General features: G+C 59.7%; 20 protein-coding genes. 14 read left to right on the forward strand and 6 right to left on the reverse strand.

Features of this window, described 5'->3' with window-relative positions:
- The first annotated feature begins 375 nt into the window (after positions 1 to 375).
- Positions 376 to 1,170: an FAD-dependent oxidoreductase gene (locus Q7U39_01825; GenBank protein ID MDO9116669.1), complete on the forward strand. Its 795-nt coding sequence runs from the start codon at positions 376 to 378 to the stop codon at positions 1,168 to 1,170.
- A gap of 2 nt (positions 1,171 to 1,172) precedes the next feature.
- Positions 1,173 to 1,379 (forward strand): FAD-dependent oxidoreductase, encoded by a 207-nt coding sequence (locus Q7U39_01830; GenBank protein MDO9116670.1) that lies wholly within the window; start codon positions 1,173 to 1,175, stop codon positions 1,377 to 1,379.
- Positions 1,380 to 1,698: 319 nt separating this feature from the next.
- Here the strand turns inward: Q7U39_01830 and Q7U39_01835 are convergent, their stop codons facing one another.
- Positions 1,699 to 2,118 carry a hypothetical protein gene (locus tag Q7U39_01835; protein ID MDO9116671.1) on the reverse strand — a complete coding sequence of 140 codons (420 nt, stop codon included), beginning with the start codon at positions 2,116 to 2,118 and terminating at the stop codon, positions 1,699 to 1,701.
- 283 nt (positions 2,119 to 2,401) lie between these two features.
- On the opposite strand from Q7U39_01835, the gene Q7U39_01840 reads away from it, so the two are divergent.
- Complete coding sequence (locus tag Q7U39_01840; protein MDO9116672.1) at positions 2,402 to 3,685, forward strand: NAD(P)/FAD-dependent oxidoreductase; 1,284 nt, start codon at positions 2,402 to 2,404, stop codon at positions 3,683 to 3,685.
- 72 nt (positions 3,686 to 3,757) lie between these two features.
- Here the strand turns inward: Q7U39_01840 and Q7U39_01845 are convergent, their stop codons facing one another.
- Positions 3,758 to 4,678 (reverse strand): hypothetical protein, encoded by a 921-nt coding sequence (locus Q7U39_01845; GenBank protein MDO9116673.1) that lies wholly within the window; start codon positions 4,676 to 4,678, stop codon positions 3,758 to 3,760.
- Positions 4,679 to 4,989: 311 nt separating this feature from the next.
- Between Q7U39_01845 and Q7U39_01850 the strand changes: the two genes are divergently transcribed.
- Positions 4,990 to 5,514: a PilZ domain-containing protein gene (locus tag Q7U39_01850; GenBank protein ID MDO9116674.1), complete on the forward strand. Its 525-nt coding sequence runs from the start codon at positions 4,990 to 4,992 to the stop codon at positions 5,512 to 5,514.
- 56 nt (positions 5,515 to 5,570) lie between these two features.
- On the opposite strand, the gene Q7U39_01855 is transcribed toward Q7U39_01850, so the two are convergent.
- On the reverse strand, positions 5,571 to 5,876 hold the full coding sequence (locus Q7U39_01855) for a hypothetical protein (protein MDO9116675.1): 306 nt from the start codon (positions 5,874 to 5,876) through the stop codon (positions 5,571 to 5,573).
- 99 nt (positions 5,877 to 5,975) lie between these two features.
- Between Q7U39_01855 and Q7U39_01860 the strand changes: the two genes are divergently transcribed.
- The 9 genes from Q7U39_01860 (at position 5,976) to Q7U39_01900 (ending at position 12,837) form a co-directional block, all read left to right on the forward strand.
- Positions 5,976 to 6,581 carry a LemA family protein gene (locus Q7U39_01860; protein ID MDO9116676.1) on the forward strand — a complete coding sequence of 202 codons (606 nt, stop codon included), beginning with the start codon at positions 5,976 to 5,978 and terminating at the stop codon, positions 6,579 to 6,581.
- A gap of 14 nt (positions 6,582 to 6,595) precedes the next feature.
- The gene (locus tag Q7U39_01865; GenBank protein MDO9116677.1) at positions 6,596 to 7,489 is read left to right on the forward strand and encodes a TPM domain-containing protein; all 894 of its coding nucleotides are present in this window, start codon (positions 6,596 to 6,598) and stop codon (positions 7,487 to 7,489) included.
- On the forward strand, positions 7,476 to 8,138 hold the full coding sequence (locus Q7U39_01870) for a TPM domain-containing protein (GenBank protein ID MDO9116678.1): 663 nt from the start codon (positions 7,476 to 7,478) through the stop codon (positions 8,136 to 8,138). The genes Q7U39_01865 and Q7U39_01870 overlap by 14 nt, the downstream gene beginning before the upstream one ends.
- Before the next feature lie 49 nt (positions 8,139 to 8,187).
- The gene (murJ, locus tag Q7U39_01875) at positions 8,188 to 9,804 is read left to right on the forward strand and encodes a murein biosynthesis integral membrane protein MurJ (GenBank protein ID MDO9116679.1); all 1,617 of its coding nucleotides are present in this window, start codon (positions 8,188 to 8,190) and stop codon (positions 9,802 to 9,804) included.
- Positions 9,805 to 9,812: 8 nt separating this feature from the next.
- Positions 9,813 to 10,337, forward strand: a complete 525-nt coding sequence (locus tag Q7U39_01880) for a methylated-DNA--[protein]-cysteine S-methyltransferase (protein MDO9116680.1) — start codon at positions 9,813 to 9,815, stop codon at positions 10,335 to 10,337.
- Between the two features lie 3 nt (positions 10,338 to 10,340).
- The gene (gene dtd / locus Q7U39_01885) at positions 10,341 to 10,793 is read left to right on the forward strand and encodes a D-aminoacyl-tRNA deacylase (protein ID MDO9116681.1); all 453 of its coding nucleotides are present in this window, start codon (positions 10,341 to 10,343) and stop codon (positions 10,791 to 10,793) included.
- Between the two features lie 117 nt (positions 10,794 to 10,910).
- Positions 10,911 to 11,477 (forward strand): hypothetical protein, encoded by a 567-nt coding sequence (locus Q7U39_01890; protein MDO9116682.1) that lies wholly within the window; start codon positions 10,911 to 10,913, stop codon positions 11,475 to 11,477.
- On the forward strand, positions 11,474 to 12,409 hold the full coding sequence (locus Q7U39_01895; GenBank protein MDO9116683.1) for an isoaspartyl peptidase/L-asparaginase family protein: 936 nt from the start codon (positions 11,474 to 11,476) through the stop codon (positions 12,407 to 12,409). Before Q7U39_01890 ends, Q7U39_01895 begins: the two co-directional genes overlap by 4 nt.
- Entirely contained in the window at positions 12,406 to 12,837 is a 432-nt protein-coding gene (locus tag Q7U39_01900) for a VOC family protein (protein MDO9116684.1), read from the forward strand. Before Q7U39_01895 ends, Q7U39_01900 begins: the two co-directional genes overlap by 4 nt.
- Positions 12,838 to 12,871: 34 nt before the next feature.
- Here the strand turns inward: Q7U39_01900 and mtgA are convergent, their stop codons facing one another.
- Complete coding sequence (gene mtgA / locus Q7U39_01905) at positions 12,872 to 13,606, reverse strand: monofunctional biosynthetic peptidoglycan transglycosylase (GenBank protein MDO9116685.1); 735 nt, start codon at positions 13,604 to 13,606, stop codon at positions 12,872 to 12,874.
- A gap of 81 nt (positions 13,607 to 13,687) precedes the next feature.
- On the opposite strand from mtgA, the gene yihA reads away from it, so the two are divergent.
- Positions 13,688 to 14,290 carry a ribosome biogenesis GTP-binding protein YihA/YsxC gene (yihA, locus tag Q7U39_01910; protein ID MDO9116686.1) on the forward strand — a complete coding sequence of 201 codons (603 nt, stop codon included), beginning with the start codon at positions 13,688 to 13,690 and terminating at the stop codon, positions 14,288 to 14,290.
- Here yihA and Q7U39_01915 read toward each other — a convergent pair.
- Positions 14,280 to 15,245, reverse strand: a complete 966-nt coding sequence (locus Q7U39_01915) for a peptidyl-prolyl cis-trans isomerase (GenBank protein MDO9116687.1) — start codon at positions 15,243 to 15,245, stop codon at positions 14,280 to 14,282. The two genes, yihA and Q7U39_01915, sit on opposite strands and share 11 nt — an antisense overlap.
- 80 nt (positions 15,246 to 15,325) lie before the next feature.
- A complete protein-coding gene (locus Q7U39_01920; GenBank protein MDO9116688.1) occupies positions 15,326 to 16,195 on the reverse strand; it encodes a peptidylprolyl isomerase in 870 nt (289 codons plus the stop codon).
- Between the last annotated feature and the right edge of the window lie 35 nt (positions 16,196 to 16,230).

Consider the following 16,230-nt stretch of genomic DNA (forward strand, 5'->3'; position numbering starts at 1 on the left):
TTCATCATTGCAGGAGCAATTACAAACGTTGCGAGACAGCGAGGCGCGGAAGGGAGTGCGCGAGGGACAGAATTTCGGTGACCGCGGCGCCACCGGCCCGCAGGGCGAAACCTCCAAGGGCGGGGGCGGGGCGGAACGATCGCCGGCAGCCAACAAGTAACGTCCGCGTCAAGTGGCCGGCGCTCCTTTACTTCCGTTTCGTGAACGGGGAAGGGGCGCTGGCTTTCTTATAGCGGTGTGATGGAACGTCGTCAGACAAGAGCGATGGATCACCGAAGCCTCTCACATGGCCGGCCCGTTGGCTCCCAGCGCCTCTGAAGCCTCCCTAAATGCATCTGATCGTCGTTGAGCTGGTCCTGGTAGGAAACGGCCCGTATGGATTTGCGATCGGGACATCCGTTCTGGCTCCTGAAAAATGGTCTCCTGTCCGATTATCCATCGCTCAAGCACGATGAGTGCTGCGAAGTCGCCGTCATCGGCGGCGGGATCACGGGGGCGTTGGTGGCGCACGGCTTGGTGCAGGAAGGCGTGGAGACCGTCCTGGTCGATACCAGAGATATCGGGGCCGGGAGCACGGCTGCCAGCACCGCTCTGCTGCAATATGAAATCGACACGGAGCTTCATGAACTCATTGGCTCGGTGGGGGAGGCGCACGCGGTACGCAGCTACCGGCTTGGCCTGGAAGCCATCGATAGGGTGGAGCGTCTCTGCGGCGAACTGGGGGACGAGTGCGGGTTCGAACGGAAATCCAGCCTCTATCTTGCCAGCCTGAAATCGGACGTATCGAAACTCCGGAAGGAATACGAGGCGCGCAAGGCCTTTGGCTTTCATGTGGAGTATTGGGACGCGAAGGAGATAGGAGCCCGCTCGTCATTTTCCGCCCCCGGGGCGATTCTGTCCCACGGGGATGCTCAAGTCGACCCGTTTCGTTTGACGCATCGGCTGATTCAAGCCGCGAGGCTACAAGGACTCCGGGTCTACGACCGCTGCAAGGTGTCCAAGGTGGAGTCTTCCGGCGGAGGTGTCGTCCTGCACACGAAGCCGGGTTTTCGAATCCGCGGACGACGGGTCGTGTTCGCGACCGGCTACGAATCCCAGCGATATCTGAAACAGAAGGTCGGCTCACTCAAAAGCACGTTTTCAGCGCCATGTTTCCGCGACTCGATATAGAGGTGGCATACACCTGGGCGGGTACGTTCGGCGAGACCAAAGACGGCCTGGCGTACATCGGCCGGACTCGGGAGTTTCCGCATGCCTATTTTGCGCTCGGGTACGGCGGCAACGGCATTACGTTTAGCGTCATTGCGGCGAAGATCATCACCGACCTTCATCTCGGCCGACCGAGTCCTGACGCCGATATTTTTCGGTTCGATCGATGAAAGCGCGCCGATTGCCGAAGCGAACCGGAACGGCCTCACGATGACGCGGTGCTGGAAAATTCCGTAGTTGGGCTTGCCGCGGCTTCCTGCTCCGGGATGGTCTTCGTCTGGAGCTATTTGACCGATGGTGATGCGGCCTACACCTTGGTTCAGGTGACCGTCAATGATCTCATTATGCTGTGGCTGTTTGCTCCGATCGTCGGGTTCCTGGTGAGCAGGACGTCTCCGCTTACGGTTCCGTTCGGGGTCCTGCTGTATCCCGTAGTCGCTTCTAATGTGATTCCTCTGGCCACTGGTACCCTGGTTCGGGCGTGGCTGATTACCCGACCCTGGCAAAACTTGGTTCGAACCGAAACTTCTGCCGCGCTTTGCTCCGGTCACGATAGCGGCCCTGCTGCTGACGCTCGTGTTCATCTTTGCATCTCAAGCGGACAACCTCTTGGCCAAACCCTGGCAGGTGGCTTTGATCGAGATCGTGCCGCTCGATCATGGCCGAGGCCCTCTTGAATGAATTGGGGCAGGGACGCTTCCACGCATGGAGTGCCGGGAGTTTCCCGACCGGGTACGTACATCCGCGATCCATTGAACCCTCAAGCGCCATGGCATAGATCCCGGCCAGCCCTACAGCAAATCCTGGAACGAGTTTGCCGCTCAACCCCTCGACTTGGTGATTACGGTCTGTGATCAGGCCGCCGGTGAGACGTGTCCGATTTTTCCCGGCAAGCCGACGACGCTTCATTGGGGGACGCCCGATCCTGCTAAAGTGGTCGGGAATGAGGCCGACACTCAAGCGGCATTCGACCGTGCTTTCTTCTTTCTCAAAGAGCGGGTCGAGCAGCTGATTGCGGCCTCCGAGCGTTCACAATAGGCTCAGAAGCGATCTCGATCTCCTGCCGTCTGTCGCGCGTATTCGACGTGGCCACCCACCGATCGCTCGACCGGTACCGTCAATCCTGTTAGAGTTGCCACGCGCGACGATTCCCCTGTGAAATCCAACTGCATGAGGGCTCTAAGGTATTTTCATGTCCGGTCCAGTAATTGATCCGATGGCCACGGCCGATGTCGCCATCGTCGGCGCAGGTGCGGCCGGCCTCGCCGCTGCGATTTTTGCCGGAGAAACGGCCGAGCCATCCGGGTCACGATCGATCGTTCTCCTTGATGGGGCCAAGACCATCGGAGCAAAACTTCTCGTGTCCGGTGGAGGCCGCTGCAACGTCACGCATGAGGTGGTGGTGCCGACCGACTTCTTCGGCAATCGCCGCATTATCAAGAATGTGCTGGCCGCATTTTCTATTGACGCCACCATCGCGTGGTTCGCCTCGATGGGTGTTGAACTCAAGCGGGAAGAGACCGGCAAGTTGTTTCCTGTCACTGATAGATCGCGAACCGTCCTGAACGCGCTCGTTGAGCGCTGTCGCGAACTCGGCATCGCTATTCGTTCAGATCATCGCGTGACCAAGATCGCCCGCGTTCCTGATTCGCCGGCGGGATTTGTCGTTCACCATAGTCACGGAGCTCTCGCGGCGAATCGAGTGATATTGGCCACCGGAGGCCGATCGATTCCCAAGTCGGGGAGCGACGGATTGGGCTATGAGCTGGCCCGGCGGCTGGGGCACCATGTCACGCCGACGGTCCCGGCGCTTGCGCCACTCGTGCTGGATGACCGCATGTTTCACAAGAATCTCTCAGGTCTCTCGCAAGAGGTCGAACTCACCACGGTTGTGAAGGGGAAAACGCTCGATGTTCGGAACGGCAGCTTGCTCTGGACTCACTTCGGGATCAGCGGGCCGGTCGTGATGGATGCCAGTCGATTCTGGTGTTTGGCGCAGGAGCAGGGAGAACCAGCCGAGGTCCACGGTAACTTTTTCCCTGGGGAGAATCAGGAGCAGGTACGGCAGTGGTTTATGGAACAGACGAGAGACCATCCCCGTCGCTCTCTTGGGAAGACCCTTGCCCAGCGGCTACCTCAGCGATTCACCGATTCTCTCATTCAGCATGCCGGTTGCGATGGGCAGACGGCCATTGCGCAATTGCCGAAAAAAGATCGGGACTCCCTCCTTCTGCTGATGACGAAATTCCCGTTTCCCATCGTGCGGGATCGCGGGTGGAACTATGCAGAGGTGACAGCCGGCGGGGTGCCGTTAGAAGAAGTAAATTTCCGCACAATGGAATCGAAGCTGGTGCCGGGTTTCTATCTGGCCGGAGAAATCCTCGATTGCGATGGGCGGATCGGCGGATTTAACTTCCAATGGGCTTGGGCTACGGGGCATCTTGCTGGGCAGGCGGTTTGGAGGACAGACGCCTAGCAGTCCGATCGGATCGATCCAAACCACCGATGCGCGACGAGGTCTGCGTGGGTTTTCAGCAGGACGGCACGGTTAAAGTGTGGGCTCAGCCGGAGTAGGAACCGGTTGCACCACGTCGCTTGTAGGATTGGCTGGGGGCAACAGCTCAGCCGCCGGGGTCGGCTCTGATTGTTCCTTTGAAGCTGGTGTTGCGGTGTCCGCCGGGGGCGGAGGGAGCTCTTGCACCGGCGTCTCTTTGGCCGGTTTCGTCGTTGAAATGAGCGCCTTAGCCGGTTGTGCCCTGAGAGCAACCTTCGCGGTTTTCCCTTCCAACTTTTCGAGAAGCGCTGTGAGATTGGAATCACGGTGGATTCTTGCTCTTGCCCGTTTCAGATGCTGCACGGCATCCAGGTGACGCCCCTTGTCTATCAGCAGTTCGGCCAGTGCGAGATGAGGGAACGGGTCATCCGGTACGACCTGAATCACTCCTTCTAGGAATGGAGGCGTGAGGGATGGATGTCGGAGCCCCCAATAGGCTTGCGTAAGATTTAAGAGGGCGGTCGGATTACGTGGCGCTAAAGCGACCGCTCGCTTGAAGGCCTTGACGGAGACTTCGATCCCGCCACTCTTTTCCTGTTGGACACCAAGGTTGTTCCACAGAGCCGCCACGTAGGCTTTGTCGCGAGGCGTGGTGATCTGCGCCTTGCCGAGCGTTCGCAGTACCGACTCTGTTTCAGCGTATTCGTTTCGATCAAGAGCGTCCCTGATGGCCTGATGGACAGGGCGCGGAGCCTCGCCGAATTCGATGAGCCGGGTCCGAGGGATGTCTTGTGGCGGAGTCGGTTCAAGCAGTGCCGGAGGGAAATTGGGCGTGGCATCGATATTCGTCGCGGGCAACGATGCGGGAGTGGGTATCGGCGTTGTCGGGGGCTGTGTCCACACGTGGTAGAAGACAAACGCGCCTAACAGCACGGCCAGGATCCGTAGTGTGGATGAAATATCGCGACGGTACACAAGCCCTCCTTAGCACTTCCACGATATTTGCACGGGGTATGAAATCGTCCAAGCATATTTACGATTATTGATGTCCCTCACCAAGGGAGGATCCCCGACGCGATATGGAAAGGTGGAGGTGTGAGTGTGGACCGGCTGCGGAACTTGCCAATCAGCTTGACTGAGCGTCAAACACATTTATAGTGAGTTGCGAGAGCCTGTCCCTGTTGACGAAGATTTTCGGAGCAGGCGTGATGGGTCGAACGCAGCAAGACTCGCAGGCATCGTTCTCGTCCATGGGGCCTCGCACGGTGGGGAAGGGATCGCTTAGGATGGCTCGCCAGCTCACCTGTCCGCAATGCCAGAAGGATACGGTCTTGCGGTCATGCCCACAGTCGCCGCGGGAGCATGTCGCGTCATGGATTTGGATCTCGCCGTTTCACTGCCAGGAGTGCAGCTATCGGTTTCTGGCCTGCCGCATCGGGCTTGTGGAGCCAAAGCACGCCATCGATCGCCGTGAGCATCTCCGGATTCCGGTACGGCTGTTTCTCTCTTTTTCGGGGGGCAAGGTTCGGGGCGAAGGGATTGTGATGGATCTGTCGATGGGCGGCTGTATCATCAAGAGCGACGCCCGGGTCCATGTCGACGATATCTTCTATCTTGAAATTGCGATCTCGGATCAGGAATCTCCGATCGAAGTGGCGGCGATGGTCCGATCAATCAGTTCCCGCGGCATTGCCTTCAAGTTTCTGCGGAAGGCTCAAGACAACAAACAGCTGCTCGCCTTCATTCAATCCAACGCCGGGGCGACCTCGACGGTTCTGTCCAAGGCGGTGGCCTCCTCGGTCGCCCGCTAACGAATCTTTCCTGTGCGCCAGTATTCAACCGAAGCGTGAGGCCGGGAGTGCCTGCTCTAGGTCGGCGTTTCCCAGGCTGAGGGAAGCGGATGTTCGTCGATCAAGCGGTTGTGTTCGGTGAGATCGTAGGGTTCGACGGTCAGGTCGCCTCGATCCATCGGTTCCCCGCACATCGGGGAGCAGAGAAAATCGACGAGAGCCTGGGCCTTCGTCTCCGTGGAGAAACGACACAGGCCATACTCCGGCATTCCTGATGAAGGGTGCCAGAAGGCCAACTCGATCGCACTGCCCTGGTAGATGCCCAGCGAGCGGTGCCGCACTTGAAACCCGCCCGGTAGATGAGACGACGACTCCAGCGACATCGAGACCTCTTGACTCACATATCTTAATGACTATTGCCATGGTAGCATGATCCCCGGACCGGACTACAGTCCGGACTCAGCCGGGAAAAGGAGGAGTCTATGAGACGTGCGTCTGTGATGAATCTGGCAGTCGGCCTCGTGATCCTGTTCGCAGGATTGATGTCGGGCTGCGGCTATAACGATCTCCAGGGATTGGACGAAGATACCAAGGCGGCTTGGAGCGAGGTCATCAATCAGTATCAACGCCGGGCCGATCTGATTCCCAACCTGGTTGCGACGGTGAAGGGCTATGCCGAGCATGAAAAGGAGACGCTTGAAGGCGTGGTGAAGGCGCGGGCCCAGGCAACCGGTATCCAGGTTACGCCCGAGACCTTGAAAGATCCGGCCGCATTCGAACAGTTCCAGAAGGCTCAGGCCGGACTCACCACAGCGCTGGGACGGCTCATTGCCATCGCCGAGAACTATCCGAACTTGAAAGCCGATCAAAGCTTCCGAGACTTGCAGAGTCAGTTGGAAGGGACGGAGAACCGCATTGCCGTCTCACGCAAGCGCTATATCGATCGGGTGGCGGAGTACAACAAAATGGTCCGCTTTTTCCCGACCAACTTAACGGCAAAGTTTCTTCTCCACATGGAAGAGAAGCCGAATTTCACTGTGGCGGACGAGAAAGCTGTGGCGAAGCCGCCCGAGGTGAAGTTTAACTGAGCCCGATCAAAGCGATGCATCTCATCAACATGAGCCGTGTCTGGCGCAAGCCGGCGCGGCTCTTTGTCTTTCTTGCGATGCTCCTGAGCCCGGGCTTGGCCTGGTCGCTCGAGGTGCCACCGCTGACCGGGCGCGTGATGGACCTGGCGCATATCTTATCGGCAAGGGATGTAGATCAACTGACGGCTGATCTCCAGGCACACGAGACGAGCAGTGGCAATCAAGTTGTGGTGCTTACGCTGCCGTCGCTCGAAGGCGAACCGCTCGAACCCTTTGCCCACCGAATCGCCACCACGTGGAAGCTCGGTCAGAAGGGAACCGACAACGGGGCGTTGTTGCTGGTGGCGTTGAAGGAACGCAAAGTCCGGATCGAAGTGGGCTATGGACTTGAAGGGACCTTGACGGACGCCAAGTCGGCCCAGATCATTCGAAACGAAATTGTGCCGCGGTTTCGTTCCGGGGATCTGCCGGGCGGGATTGTCGCCGGGGTGGCCGCGATTCTGAAGACCATCGAAGGCACCTATCAGGCGCCGGAGAGGCCAGCGGTGTCCGCAGGCGGCGGGGACATAGTCGGACAGACCCTGATAGCCCTGATGGTCGGTGTGGTCTTTGGTCTGGCTTTGTCGAATGTGAATCGTCTGGTCGGCGCTTTAGCCGGCACGGCCCTTTCATTGTGGCTGTCCCCCTGGCTGATTCCGGCCATCGCAACGGCCGCAGTCACCTTGCTGCTGGTTCTGGTGTTAGGACGCGCCATGTCGGGCCGACGGGGCTCTGGCTTTGACGACTGGACCTCGTACAGCAGCCGAGGTGGGGGCTGGGGCGGTGGCTCGTTCGGTGATAGCGGCGGCGGCGGATTCAGCGGTGGGGGTGGAGATTTCGGAGGAGGAGGCGCGAGTGGCGACTGGTAAAGAGGCGGCGTTGTCGGAAGCTGATCGAGAACGCATCCGGCAGGCCGTCCATGCAGCTGAACAGCAGACCAGGGCGGAAATTGTGCCGATGATCGTCGCGCGGTCCGGGCTCTATCGGGATGCCCAACATTGGGCGGGGCTGATCGCCGCGCTCGCGATGCTGGCCGCGTTGCTGACCATCGAGGCCTCCTGGGTTCCCTGGGGATGGCATGCCTCGAATGGTGCGTGGCTGGTTCTTGCTGTCACGCTCGCCTATCTGTGTGGGACCTGGATCGGGATCTGGCCGCCGGTTATCCGCCTGCTGACCTCGCCGATTCGTTTGCGACACAAGGTTGCGTTACGAGCCGAACGGGCCTTTGCGCAACATGCCATCTCGCAGACCTGCGAGCGCACAGGCGTGCTGATCATGCTGTCAATTTTAGAGAAGCAGATCTATGTCTTGCCGGATCGTTCGTTAGCGGGCCTGGTGTCGGCAGAACGATGGAAGCAGGTCGTGCAAGCGGCGGTCGAGCGCCTGCGAGACGGCGATATTCCCGGGGGGCTCTCACACGCGATTCATGCGTGCGGGGGCGTTCTTGCAGATGCCTGTCCGGCACGCCCCGGCGACAACCCCAATGAATTGTCCGATCAGGTCATCGACGAACGGTAATTGTTCCGGTGATAGACGCCTCGCCGTTGTTCCGCTAGAATCCGCATCCATGTCCGAATCGAGCGCCTCGGCGACCTCCGCACAATCCGCGACGAGCGATCAACGTTCGGTGGTGAAAGCCGCCGGCATCATCGGCATCGGTACTTTCGCCAGCCGGATTCTCGGATTTATCCGTGACATGGTCATGGCCAGTCTCTTCGGTGCGACGGCAGCGGCCGATGCCTTTTACGTCGCGTTCCGGGTTCCCAGTCTGCTGCGCGAGCTCTTCGCCGAAGGCTCCATGTCGGCGGCCTTCATTCCCGTTTTCACCGAATATCACCAGCAGAAGACCAAGCGTGAGGCGTGGGAACTGGCCAGTGCCGTCTTCACGACGCTTCTGACAATCGTGACGGGGACGGTGCTTCTCGGCATTGCCGTGACTCCCGTCATCGTCTGGTATCTCGCGCCGGGATTTCATGACGATCCAGCCAAGCTCACCTTGGCCGTTGTCCTCTCACGCGTGATGTTTCCCTATCTCCTGTTCATCAGCCTTGCCGCGCTGGCCATGGGGATCTTGAATTCGCTGCGGGCCTTTGCGGCTCCCGCCTTCTCGCCGCTGTTTCTGAATGTGTTTATGATCGGATGTGCGCTGTTTCTGTCGCCGCAGCTGCCGGAGCCGATTGTCGGCGTCGCCATCGGCGTCGTCGCCGGGGGCGCGGCGCAGTTTGCGATGCAGCTGCCGGGATTGGCTCGCCGTGGATTTCTGTTCGGCTGGCGCTTCGAACCGGGCCATCCAGGGGTCAGACGGATCGGCCGCCTGATGGTGCCCTCGTTGCTGGGCCTGTCAGTGACGCAGATCAATCTGACCGTGAGCACGATTCTCGCGTCGTTCTTTGTGGGAGGGCCCACCTATCTGTTTTATGGGATGCGGCTGATTCAGTTTCCACTCGGTATCTTCGGCGTGGCGCTGGCGACGGCGATTCTTCCGACCCTCTCTGCCCAGGCTGCGCGGGGTGCGATGAACGAATTACGGACGACGTTCGGATTTGGGCTCCGGATGATTCTCTTTATTATCATCCCGGCGATGGCCGGCCTGATTCTTTTACGCACGCCGATTGTGCAATTGTTTTTCGAGCATGGGACCTTCACGGCGCATGACACGGCGGAGACGGCGCTGGCCGTGTTGTGTTATGCCGTCGGCCTCTGGGCATTCGGCGGCGTGCGAATCATTGTGGCGGCATTTTATTCCATGCAGGATACCAAGCTTCCGGCGATTTCCGCTGCGGTCGCCGTGGCGGCGAACATCCTGCTCTCGCTGGCGCTGATGCCGATGCTTGGCGCCGCAGGCTTGGCTCTGGCGACGGCACTCGCGGCCATGATAAACGGGAGCCTTCTCATCATCGTCTTGAATCGCCGGCTGGGCGGCGTGGAGTGGGGATCGGTCGGACGGTCGTTCCTCAGGGTTGTGCTCGCCTGCCTTCCGTTGATCGTGACGTGTTTCTGGGCCGCAAGCGCCTCGCTCTGGACCCATCCCGGTGAGTGGATCGAGAAAGCGGTGTTGCTGGCCGTCGCGATCGGGTTCAGTGTGGCCGGCTATCTGGGAGTTCACGTCCTGTTGAAATCCGACGAATTGGATGTGGTGTGGGGCATGGTCCGAAGAAAACTCGGTCGAGTAGCCGGCCGGTAAGGACGCGTATGCGACGAGCTGTCTTGTTCAAGTCATCCTGGGGTTGGATGGGGATTACCGAAGCCGGCAAAGGCGTCGACGGCGTCGCGTTGCCCCAGCCATCGAAGCAGCGGGCGATCGCCGTCCTCCGCGAGCAGGCTCCCGCCCCTCTTGTCATGGAACCGTCTCCACAACTGGAGCTGGCGCAGGGACAGCTGCTCGACTACCTTGCGGGCAAGCGGATGACCTTTGATGTGCCATTGGATCTTTCGCGGGGCACCGCGTTTCAGCGGCAGGTGTGGCGAACATTGTTGAAAGTGCCGTATGGCAAACTTCGGTCGTACCAATGGGTCGCCGCGCGCGTCGGAGGCCGGCAGTATGCCCGTGCGGTCGGCAACGCGGTGGGAGCCAACCCGTTGCCTATTATCGTTCCGTGCCATCGCATTGTGGCCCACGACGCGTCGCTGGGCGGGTTCTCCGGTGGGCTGCCGACCAAGCGCAAGCTTCTGACCCTTGAAGGCACGCTGGTCCAGCTGCAGCGCGGGCGGACGTGATCGATGAAGGCGATTCTGCAGCGGGTGACCAGTGCGTCGGTGGAGGTGGCCGGGACCGTTGTCGGGCGGATCGGAGCGGGATTGCTGGTGTTCGTGGGAGTGGCCAAAGGCGATGGGGAACCGGATTGCCGCTATCTCGTTGAGAAGCTCCGTACCTTCCGGATCTTTTCTGATGAACAGGGAAAGATGAACCGGTCGTTGGTAGACATCGGGGGGGCGGTCCTACTCGTCTCCCAATTTACCTTGCTGGGCTGCACGACGAACGGCCGCCGTCCCAGTTTTGACGATGCGGCGCCTCCGGACGACGCAAAGCGGTTGTATGAGCAGGTTGCTGAGGATCTGCGGACGGCGGGGACTTCGGTTCAAACCGGGATTTTCGCCGCACACATGCGGGTGGCCTTGGTGAATGATGGGCCGGTGACTTTCGCGCTGGATAGTCGTGACAGACCTTCTTGACGACGAACGCTCAAGTCCGGAATCGCGGAACCGATAGAAGAGACGTATGGCGATCCAGGTCACGGCGAGTCTGCTATACTCAACATAGACGTATGTCGTTTACTCGATGAGGTGGAGATGGGGACGGCAGTTCCTCCACAACATCCCCTCCGGCAGCTGTTCGGCGCTCTGACCGAACGGAGTTTCACCGAGCATCTCGGGTGGCCCGATCTCAATGTGGCGGGCTATGTGTCCAATCTTCTCGTCGACTTTACCCACACCGACCAGTTGTATAAGATTCGCACCAGACAGGATCAGCCCGTCGACACGGTCGTGGATTTGTTGTTCGAGTCCGAGGTGATGCTGGATGCGCAATCCTTCGAACGTCAGCGGGACGTGCACCGGCATATCGGGGACTTCACGTTGTTTATGGCCGGGCTCTTTCCGGAATACTTGCGGCGATTGAAAACAGCCGGATTGATCTATCATAAGGATTTTCTCGTGGATTACATGAAAACCGGCAAGCGCTCGTATGGCATCGTGGCCGAATTCGGCGAGCATGGCGCCGAGGCCGATCCTCCGCTGTTCAGGAAGCTCTCCGATAACTTCGAGCTCTGTGTAACCGGGCTGGGATTTGTCCGCTCCGATCTCGATCGCATGAGCGATCCTGCCTACCAGCGTGTGAAGGGCCTGTTGCTCAATTGAAATCTGTCCATCCCGTTCTCCTCGTCCATGGCGGTGCCGGTCTTCGTCGCATGACGTCAGCTCAGGCTGGTTGTCTCAAGGCGGCATTGGAAATCGGCTATCATCTTCTGGATCGCGGCGCGCCGGCACTGACCGCTGTGGAGCAGGTCATTTGTGTGTTGGAGCAGAGCGGATTGTTCAATGCGGGCCGCGGCGCGCATGTGCAACTTGACGGGGTACGCCGTATGGATGCGTCGATCATGGAAGGGCAGGATTTGCAGGCCGGGGCCGTCGCATCGGTCGAAGGCATTGTCCATCCCATTTCAGTGGCGCGGTTGGTGATGGAGCAGACGACGCATGTCTTGCTGGTCGGGAAGCCGGCGTCAGCCTTTGCCCGGCATTGCCAGTTGGAGCGGCAGCCGATTCGGCCTTCGGGTCACGCCGTTCGCAAAGCGACGATGACGCGGGCCTGGTCTCCGAAAACGTTGGAACTCTACCGGGCGATGATGTCGAGCGGGCCGGCATTGCGGAAGCGAGCTGGGAAGGAAACCGTCGGTGCGGTGGCGCTCGATCATACCGGGACGGTCGCGGCCGGGGCCTCGACCGGCGGCATCGACCTGATGTTGCCGGGCCGTGTCGGCGACACGCCGATCATCGGCTGCGGGGTCTATGCCGACAACGAGAGCGGCGCCGTATCCATGACCGGGTTGGGCGAGGGGATTATCCGCATCGCCGTGGCGAAAGAAATCTGTGACCGCCTGGAGCGGGGCGAGCGCCCGGCCTCGGCGGCGACGCATGTCTTGCAGAAACTGGTTCGACGGATCAACGGTGCTGCCGGCTCCCTCGTGCTGGCTCCAAACGGGCGATTCGCCATCACCCATGTCACCCCGCGCATGGCTGCCGGTTGGTGGGACGGGAAGGGGCAGCCTACCGTAGGGGATTGTTTCCGATGAGTCGCAGCCTCTTCCACCTCGCCTTTCCTGTTCGCGATCTTGCCGCCGCCAAACAGTTCTATGTCGAAGGCCTGGGCTGCACGCTCGGGCGAGAATCAGCGACCGCCATCACCTTGGGCTTGGCCGGGAACCAGCTGATCGGGCATCTGGAGCCGGACGAGGGTCCCGTGCAGCGAGGGGTCTATCCGCGTCACTTCGGACTGGTCTTCCTCGAACAATCAGACTGGGAGGCCTTGGCCGAACGAGCCCGTCAGCAGGGCCTGTCGTTCTATCAACAGCCGCGCGTCCGCTTTTCCGGTATGCGAATCGAGCATCGGACCTTTTTTCTCGAAGACCCGTCGCGGAATTTGCTCGAATTCAAACACTACACCCACGAGTCGGCGATCTTCGGTGAGCGAGATGTCAGCGCCGTCGGCGATTCCGAGTAAAGCCTGTCTTCGCTGGATCGGTCTCAGCCTTGCATTAATGCGCCGGGGGTGAGGTGGGAATCCTGTTCATGCTTTTCAGGATGCGCTGATGGCGCTTGCTGAGAAACGCCGTCTTTCGGAGCGGGTCGTACCGGCGCGGAGAAGGCAGGATAGCGGCGAGCCATGCCGCCTCCTCTGCAGTGAGGTCTTGGGCGGATTTCCCGAAGTGGTGGCGCGCCGCCGCTTCCGCGCCGTACACGCCGTTTCCCCATTCTGCGACATTGAGATACAGTTCGAGAATCCGCTCCTTGGTCAGATGGTGTTCCAATGACCGTGTGATCAGAGCTTCGCGGGCCTTCCGTATCAGTGAACGCTCGGTCGACAGATACAGGTTCTTTGCCAGTTGTTGTGTGATCGTACTGCCGCCCCGTTTCAGCTCTCCGGCTTCGAGGTTATGGATTGCGGCATCTTTGATCCCTTCCCAGTCGAATCCTTCGTGAATGAAGAATGACGCATCTTCCGCCGCGATGGCGGCATGTTGCAGATGGCGGGACATGCGTGAGAGCGGCACCCAGGTCCATTGTCGCGGGACCGGGTGTCGTTGATTGCGTGCAAGGGTCTGCCGGTGTTCCATCAACGCGGTCGGGCCTGGATTGGTCTTGGCGAGAAGCGCCACATCCGGCAAGGTCAGCAGCCAGGTCAAGGCGAGGAGGCCCAGTGGGATGCCGAGGAGTAAAGTCGTCCAGAGCAGTACCCTAGCGACGGTCCGTTGTTTCTTGGCTTTGGGCATAAGAAGGGGGTGTTACTCGCCCGTCATTCTGCTACTGTGTAGAGGTTCACGGCGGTTGAGTCACGGGGTTGCGTCATTACTATGAAAATTCTTTCATCTGAGTTTATCAAAAGTTGCGCGTCGGCAGAACAATTTCCTCAAGGGGAGTTGCTTGAGATTGCCGTCGCGGGACGATCGAATGTCGGAAAGTCCTCGCTGATCAATTCTCTGCTCAACAGGAGAGGGCTTGCCAAAGTGAGTCGGACGCCCGGTAAGACGAGGGCGGTGAACTTGTTTCAGATTGCCACCTCAGACCCGGCGCTGGCGAAGTTTTATCTGGTGGATCTTCCGGGCTATGGATACGCGAAGGTCTCGAAATCCATTCGTGCGGAATGGGGACCTCTGATCGAGTCCTATGTGGCGGAGCAGCCCTCATTGATCGCGGTCGTCCTGTTAGTGGAATGCCGGGTCGTCACGGAGCAGGATCGCCAGACGGTGGCGTGGTTGCAATCGATCGGACGTGCCCCGGTCATTGTGGCGACCAAGGTCGATAAGCTCAAGCCCAGCGAACGGGTCCGGACGCTTCGTCAAACCCACCGCGATCTCGGCTTGCCGGAAGGGCAGCAGCTCATTCCCTATTCAGTGGTCACCGGGGAGGGGCGGGATCCGCTCTGGGGCGTCTTACGGGACCTCGTCAAAACTTAATTTCGATGTAAGCCTTGTTTTTCAAGTCGACCAGCCAGGATTGAAAGACGTCTTCGCTCTTTTGCTGGAACACCAGCGACTGGATTTCGAATTTGACTTCATCAAACGGGCGAAACTGTTTCGGTGTCCGCTCATCGACTCGGACGATATGGTAGCCCTCGGAGGTTTCGACGATCTCGGAGATCCCGCCTGGCACCAGTGGGGCGATCGCGCGCTCAATGGCCGGGAGAAGCTCCCCCTGCCTGACCAATCCGAGCCGACCCCCGCGCGAGGCGTTCGGCCCATCTGAATAGCGCAACGCGGCATCCTCAAACTTTTCCCCGCGCTTCAATTCCGCCATCACGAGCCGTGCTTTCTCCAACGCCTCCGCGGTTCCGTCGGCCGAGCGGGGTTGAATCAAGATCTGACTCAGCGTGTATTCTTCCGGAAGCGCGAAGCGCGTCTGGTGCTCCTTGTAATAGCGTTTCATCTCCGCGTCCCCGACCATCACGCCGCTCCGGACTTCCCGGTCGACGACTTTGAGGAGCGCGAGCTGATCGCGCACGTTTCGCACGCTCAGCGGATCTTTCTCGTTGACCTTCTCGCCCTGCTGCTTCATCTGCTGGATGGCTTGCTTCACTTCCTGATCCGAGACATCCACGCTCTTGGCTTTGGCTTCCTGCAGCTGCAGCCGTCGCTCGATCATTTTCGTCAGAGCCATGTATTCGGCGGTCTTCAGTCGCTGGCCCAATTCGTCGCCATGATATTGCTGGCGAATGCGCTCCTGCTCGGGGGCCAGCTCACGTCTGACGTCGGATTGCATGATGAGGTCCGTGTTTACGACCGCCACGATCCGATCCTCCAGCTGAGTGGCAGAAAAGGCCGAAGGGGCCGGGCTGAAGCTGAGCAGAGAGATCAGCAGTCTGAATGCGATAGGGACGATTGTGCGGGTAACCGGATTCAGATGCACGGGCACGATGCTCCTCGGTGAGTGCGGGGGAGATCAGCGGATTGTACACGAAATGAAGGGGTCTTGAGGAGACGGAAGCGTGAGCCCTACGGTTTTCCGATGTCTTCGGTGATGTAGCGAGACGCGTCGGCTAGGCGAACGGTCGCCTTGGTCCGGATATCCGCGATCACTTCTTCGAACTGTTTCCGGCGTTTGTCCGCCAGCAATTCCTGACGCAGCCGCTCCCGGGTGGCGAGGTCCGCCTGAATGGTCTCTTTTTCCAGCGGACTGACCTTGACCAGGTAGTAGCCCGCGTCGGTTTTGATGGGTTCACTGATCACGCCGTGCCTGAGGGTCTGGACGACGGCATCGACGTCGGGGTTGAGGAGGCCTTTCCGATAGGGGCCGAGGTCCCCGCCTTTGGCTTTGGTCTTGTCCTCGATGGAATAGCGCTGGGCGAACTTGGCGAAATCGCCGCCGGCTTCGATCTGCTTCTTCAAATCTTTGGCCGCCGGATAATTATTCAGCAACATCTGCGAGACTTGGACTTTAAGCGGCGCCAGCAGCTGGTGGGCGTGCTTTTCGTAGTAGGCATCCAGCTCGGCCTGGGAGAGCTCGACTTTAGCCCTGAGACGATCTTTCAGGAGTTCGTCCAGCACGAGCTGTTCTTTGTAGCGTTGTGCCCGGTCACGAATCGCATCATTCTGATCCAGTCCCTGGCGACGGGCTTCCTGCATCAGCAGTTCGCGGGTGATCAATTCATCAAGAAACCGTCGCTTGCCGCCTTCCTTGTCATACTTGACCCGAGTGGCCTCGGAGAGTTCGTTCCACCGAACATCGAACTCATATTGCGTGATGGCACGACCATTGACGAGTGCCAGGACCGGCTCTTCCTGCGGCGGCGTGCAGCCGGGCAGGATCCAGAGGGAGCCGGAAAGCAGGGCGGCGAGGGCGAGTGACGAGCGAAAAGTGCGCATGGGCGATGTTCTATTTCCAGTCAGTACGAGAGCGC

It is taken from the genome of Nitrospira sp. (assembly GCA_030653545.1).
In the GTDB taxonomy this organism is placed as follows: Bacteria; Nitrospirota; Nitrospiria; order Nitrospirales; family Nitrospiraceae; genus Nitrospira_D.

What these genes read in the sequence shown, in the direction of transcription:
- Q7U39_01850 (MDO9116674.1), top strand. Translation starts at nt 4,990, where the DNA reads ATGGCTCGCCAGCTCACCTGTCCGCAATGCCAGAAGGATACGGTCTTG.
- Q7U39_01900 (MDO9116684.1), top strand. Translation starts at nt 12,406, where the DNA reads ATGAGTCGCAGCCTCTTCCACCTCGCCTTTCCTGTTCGCGATCTTGCC.
- yihA (MDO9116686.1), top strand. Translation starts at nt 13,688, where the DNA reads ATGAAAATTCTTTCATCTGAGTTTATCAAAAGTTGCGCGTCGGCAGAA.
- Q7U39_01920 (MDO9116688.1), bottom strand. Translation starts at nt 16,195, where the DNA reads ATGCGCACTTTTCGCTCGTCACTCGCCCTCGCCGCCCTGCTTTCCGGC.
- mtgA (MDO9116685.1), bottom strand. Translation starts at nt 13,606, where the DNA reads ATGCCCAAAGCCAAGAAACAACGGACCGTCGCTAGGGTACTGCTCTGG.
- Q7U39_01890 (MDO9116682.1), top strand. Translation starts at nt 10,911, where the DNA reads ATGGGGACGGCAGTTCCTCCACAACATCCCCTCCGGCAGCTGTTCGGC.
- Q7U39_01835 (MDO9116671.1), bottom strand. Translation starts at nt 2,118, where the DNA reads ATGAAGCGTCGTCGGCTTGCCGGGAAAAATCGGACACGTCTCACCGGC.
- Q7U39_01825 (MDO9116669.1), top strand. Translation starts at nt 376, where the DNA reads ATGGATTTGCGATCGGGACATCCGTTCTGGCTCCTGAAAAATGGTCTC.
- Q7U39_01860 (MDO9116676.1), top strand. Translation starts at nt 5,976, where the DNA reads ATGAGACGTGCGTCTGTGATGAATCTGGCAGTCGGCCTCGTGATCCTG.
- Q7U39_01880 (MDO9116680.1), top strand. Translation starts at nt 9,813, where the DNA reads ATGCGACGAGCTGTCTTGTTCAAGTCATCCTGGGGTTGGATGGGGATT.
- Q7U39_01865 (MDO9116677.1), top strand. Translation starts at nt 6,596, where the DNA reads ATGCATCTCATCAACATGAGCCGTGTCTGGCGCAAGCCGGCGCGGCTC.
- murJ (MDO9116679.1), top strand. Translation starts at nt 8,188, where the DNA reads ATGTCCGAATCGAGCGCCTCGGCGACCTCCGCACAATCCGCGACGAGC.
- Q7U39_01840 (MDO9116672.1), top strand. Translation starts at nt 2,402, where the DNA reads ATGTCCGGTCCAGTAATTGATCCGATGGCCACGGCCGATGTCGCCATC.
- dtd (MDO9116681.1), top strand. Translation starts at nt 10,341, where the DNA reads ATGAAGGCGATTCTGCAGCGGGTGACCAGTGCGTCGGTGGAGGTGGCC.
- Q7U39_01855 (MDO9116675.1), bottom strand. Translation starts at nt 5,876, where the DNA reads ATGTCGCTGGAGTCGTCGTCTCATCTACCGGGCGGGTTTCAAGTGCGG.